Source organism: Rhizobacter sp. P1_G5 (genome assembly GCF_056405435.1).
Genome location: NZ_JBFUCB010000585.1, coordinates 1 through 3,821, shown reverse-complemented (window position 1 = coordinate 3,821; position 3,821 = coordinate 1). Strand labels below are relative to the sequence as shown.

4 protein-coding genes are annotated in these 3,821 nt (G+C 68.2%); 3 read left to right on the top strand and 1 reads right to left on the bottom strand.

The genetic code is table 11. From position 1 onward, the window contains the following. The first annotated feature begins 98 nt into the window (after positions 1–98). The 3 genes from phaR to AC1D12_RS27455 are packed head-to-tail and all read left to right on the top strand — an operon-like array spanning position 99 to position 3,306. Complete coding sequence (phaR, locus tag AC1D12_RS27465) at positions 99–677, top strand: polyhydroxyalkanoate synthesis repressor PhaR (RefSeq protein ID WP_047512096.1); 579 nt, start codon at positions 99–101, stop codon at positions 675–677. A 51-nt stretch (positions 678–728) separates the two neighbouring features. Beyond that, a complete protein-coding gene (rimO, locus tag AC1D12_RS27460) occupies positions 729–2,126 on the top strand; it encodes a 30S ribosomal protein S12 methylthiotransferase RimO (RefSeq protein WP_047512098.1) in 1,398 nt (465 codons plus the stop codon). Position 2,127: 1 nt separating this feature from the next. After that, positions 2,128–3,306 (top strand): PLP-dependent transferase, encoded by a 1,179-nt coding sequence (locus tag AC1D12_RS27455; RefSeq protein WP_477844209.1) that lies wholly within the window; start codon positions 2,128–2,130, stop codon positions 3,304–3,306. Between the two features lie 15 nt (positions 3,307–3,321). On the opposite strand, the gene smpB is transcribed toward AC1D12_RS27455, so the two are convergent. Further along, positions 3,322–3,786 (bottom strand): SsrA-binding protein SmpB, encoded by a 465-nt coding sequence (gene smpB, locus AC1D12_RS27450; RefSeq protein WP_477844207.1) that lies wholly within the window; start codon positions 3,784–3,786, stop codon positions 3,322–3,324. Positions 3,787–3,821: the final 35 nt, after the last annotated feature.

Sequence of the window (3,821 nt, the reverse complement as noted above, 5' to 3'; positions counted from 1 at the left end):
CCCTTCGCGGCCCAGGGCGGCACGCTCCTAGAATCATTTGTGCAACCGCACATGACCCGACCACGCGACCCCACCGGGTCCCACAAGGAGTTTGCTGAATGGCCTCGACTCGCCGCCCTCCCGCCAAGACGGAAGGCGCTGCTCACGAATCTGCCAAGGAAGGCACCGCCGTCAGCACGACCCGCGTGTTGAAGAAGTACCCGAACCGCCGCCTGTACGACACGCAGAACAGCAGCTACATCACGCTGGCCGACGTGAAGGCGATGGTGCTGGCAGGGCAGGATTTCGTCGTGCGCGACGCCAAGACTTCCGAAGACCTGACGCGCAGCATCCTGCTGCAGATCATCCTCGARGARGAAACCGGCGGCGTGCCGATGTTCTCGTCGCAGACGCTCGCGCAGATCATCCGCTTCTACGGCCATTCGATGCAGGGCGTGATGGGCAGCTACCTCGAGAAGAACCTGCAGGCCTTCACCGACATGCAGGCCCGCTTCACCGAGCAGTCGAAGGGCCTGAATCCCGAGTTGTGGACGCAGTTCCTGAACGGGCAGGCGCCGGGGATGCAGGGCGTGATGGGGAATTACCTCGAGCAATCGCGCAGCATGTTCGAGCAGATGGCCAAGCAGGCGGAGGCCCTTTTCCCGGGAATGCCCGGTTTCGTGCCTCCCAAGCGCTGATTCCAGCCCGTCCGCACCCGCGGGGCTTCGCCAATCGGCGAAAATCCGCGGATGACACAAGACCTGCTGGCGACAGCCACCCCCACGGCGTCCGCCTCCCCCAAGATCGGTTTCGTCTCGCTCGGCTGCCCGAAGGCGCTGACCGATTCCGAGCTGATCCTCACGCAACTGCGCGCCGAGGGCTACGACACCTCCAAGACCTTCGCCGGGGCCGACCTGGTGATCGTCAACACCTGCGGCTTCATCGATGACGCCGTCAAGGAAAGCCTGGACACCATCGGCGAGGCGCTGGCCGAGAACGGCAAGGTCATCGTGACCGGCTGCCTGGGCGCCAAGGCCGGCGACGGCGGCGGCAACCTGGTGCGCCAGATGCACCCGAGCGTGCTGGCCGTGACCGGCCCGCATGCCACGCACGAGGTGATGGACGCGGTGCACCTGCACGTGCCCAAGCCGCACGACCCGTTCATCGACCTGGTGCCGGCGCAGGGCATCAAGCTGACGCCGCGCCACTACGCCTACCTGAAGATCAGCGAAGGCTGCAACCACCGCTGCAGCTTCTGCATCATCCCCAGCATGCGCGGCGACCTGGTCTCGCGCCCGGTCGGCGACGTGCTCGGCGAGGCGCAGCGGCTGTTCGAATCCGGCGTCAAGGAACTGCTGGTGATCAGCCAGGACACCAGCGCCTACGGTGTCGACGTGAAGTACCGCACCGGTTTCTGGGACGGCAAGCCGGTGCGCACCCGCATGCTCGACCTGTGCGAGAAGCTCGGCGAGCTGGCCGAGCGCCACGGCGCCTGGGTGCGGCTGCACTACGTCTACCCGTACCCGCACGTCGACGAGGTGCTGCCGCTGATGGCCCAGGGCCGCGTGCTGCCCTACCTCGACGTGCCGTTCCAGCATTCGCACCCCGACGTGCTGAAGCGCATGAAGCGCCCGGCCAACGGCGAGAAGAACCTCGACCGCCTGCAGCGCTGGCGCGAGATCTGCCCGCAACTGGTGGTGCGCAGCACCTTCATCGCCGGCTTCCCGGGCGAGACCGAGGCCGAGTTCGAGCACCTGCTCGACTTCATGCGCGAGGCGCGCATCGACCGCGCCGGCTGCTTCGCGTACTCGCCGGTCGAGGGCGCGACGGCCAACGCGCTGCCCGATGCGGTGCCGGCCGAACTGCGCGAGGAGCGCCGCGCGCGCTTCATGGCGGTGGCCGAAGAGGTGTCGGCCGCCAAGCTGCGCGAGCGCGTCGGCGCGACGATGCAGGTGCTGGTCGATTCGGCCCCGGCGCTCGGCCGCAAGGGCGGCATCGGCCGCAGCTATGCCGATGCGCCCGAGATCGACGGCCATGTGAAGTTGCTGCCGCCGGAGAAGGCCTCGAAGACGCTGAAGGTCGGCGAGTTCACGAAGGCACGCATCGTCGGYACCCAGGGACACGACCTGGTCGCACAACCCATCTGAAATGGCGGCCGACGACAAGCCGGACCAACGCACCGCGCTGATCCACCACCCCTACGTGCCGCCGGCCGGTTTCGGCGCGGTGGCACCGGGCGYGTACAAGGCGTCGACGGTGATCTTCCCGACGACGGCCGCGCTGCATGCGCGCACCTGGCGCGAGAAGACCGGCTACACCTACGGCCTGCACGGCACGCCGACCAGCTTCACGCTGGAAGAGCGCATCGCCACGCTCGAAGGCGGCCTGCACACGCTGCTGGTGCCGAGCGGGCTGGCCGCGATCACGCTGGTCGACATGGCGCTGCTGAAGAGCGGCGACGAGTTGCTGATCCCCGACAACGCCTACGGCCCCAACAAGGAGCTGGCGCGCCACGAGCTGGCGCGCTGGGGCATCGCGCACCGCTTCTACGACGCGATGGACCCGACCTCGCTGCAGGCCGCGATCGGCCCGGCGACGAAGCTCGTCTGGCTGGAGGCTGCGGGCTCGGTGACGATGGAATTCCCGGACCTGCCGGCCTTGATCAGGATCGCCCGCGATGCCGGCGTCACCTGCGCGCTCGACAACACCTGGGGCGCGGGGCTGGCGTTCGACCCGTTCGCGCTCGGCGTCGACATCTCGATCCAGGCGCTGACGAAATACCCGTCCGGCGGCGCCGACGTGCTGATGGGCTCGGTGACCACGCGCGACGAGCCGTTGCACCTGAAGCTGAAGTTCACGCACATGCGCATGGGCTGGGGCGTCGGCGCGAACGACGTCGAGTTCGTGCTGCGCGCGCTGCCGTCGCTCGCGCTGCGCTATGACGCGCAGGACCAGGCGAGCCGCACGCTGGCGCGGTGGTGGGCGGCGCGGCCGGAGGTGGCGCAGGTGCTGCACCCGGCGCTGCCGGCGTCGCCGGGGCACGCGGCCTGGCGGGCGCTGTGCACGCGCGCCGCCGGGCTGTTCTCGGTGGTGTTCGACGAGCGGTTCTCGATCGCGCAGGTCGAGGCCGTCGTCGACGCGCTGCGGCTGCACAGGATCGGCTACTCGTGGGCCGGGCCGGTCAGCCTGGTGGTGCCGTACGAGCTGAAGGCGATCCGCCGGCAACCGGCATGGAACGGTGCGCTGCTGCGCTTCTCGGTGGGGCTGGAGGCGGTCGACGACCTGATCGCCGATTGCGAGCAGGCGCTCGGGGCCTTGAAGGGCTGAAGGTCCGACCGGACTTCAGTCCTTGGTGGGCGCGGACATCTTGTGCCGCATCAGGCGGCCTTTCTCGCGGTCCCAGTCCTTCTTCTTCTCGGTGTTGCGCTTGTCGTGCTCGGCCTTGCCCTTGGCCAGCGCGATCTCGGCCTTCACGAGGCCGCCCTTGTAGTGCAKGTTCAGCGGCACCAGCGTGAAGCCGCGCTGCTCGACCTTGCCGACCAGGCGCTTGATCTCTTCCTTGCGCATCAGCAGCTTCTTGGTGCGGTCGGCCTCGGGGTTGACGTGGGTCGACGCGCTGCGCAGCGCATTGATGCGGCAGCCGATCAGGTAGAGCTCGCCATCGCGGATCAGCACGTAGCCGTCGGTCAGCTGCACCTGGCCGGCGCGGATCGCCTTGATCTCCCAGCCGTGCAGCACCATGCCGGCCTCGTAGCGTTCCTCGAGGTGGTAGTCGTAATGGGCTCGGCGGTTTTCGGCAATCGACATGGGGTCCAGATGAGGCGCGTGGCGCTCAATACAAT